The 475-nt window shown below is 62.1% G+C and carries 1 protein-coding gene; it reads right to left on the bottom strand.

The window, feature by feature from the left end; genetic code table 11:
• Nucleotides 1-475 (bottom strand): choice-of-anchor D domain-containing protein (locus FYZ48_RS29105; RefSeq protein WP_149345978.1); only part of this gene is annotated, 475 nt, incomplete at both ends.

Raw genomic sequence — 475 nt, 5'->3', positions numbered from 1 at the left:
GGTGTCGAACGAGAACAGGCCCGAACGGTCGCCGAAGGAGTCGGAGTCCATCGTGATCTCGAAGCTGATCGTATCGCCGGCGGCCACACTCTGAGCGGTCAGCGTGGTCGTGAATCCGGCAGGAATCACGATGTTGCTGATGTCCAGGGGAGCAGAACCGGTGTTGGTGATCTCGAAGGTCCGGGTCAGGTCGGTCAACAGTTCGGTGGTCCCGAAGTCGATGCCGCCTGGATGACCGTCGACCAGCACGCTCGGCGGAGCCGGGGCATCGGTCACGTCGGTCAGCTGGACTTCCGGACCGGCGGAGACCCGCTCGATGCGGACTGCATCAGCGGTAATCAGGCCGTTGGCCAGGTTGGTCAGCATCACGGTCAGCGTCCGGCTGTTGATGGTAAATGTTCCCAGATCTTCCCAGAGAGCACCGTCGGCCTGGAAGTCATCAGGGGCGATCTGCTGGTTCAGATCGAAGGTTCCC

It is taken from the genome of Gimesia chilikensis (assembly GCF_008329715.1).
Classification (GTDB): domain Bacteria; phylum Planctomycetota; class Planctomycetia; order Planctomycetales; family Planctomycetaceae; genus Gimesia; species Gimesia chilikensis.
Note: the sequence above shows the minus strand (reverse complement) of the source record. Positions and strands in the feature narration are given on the sequence as shown.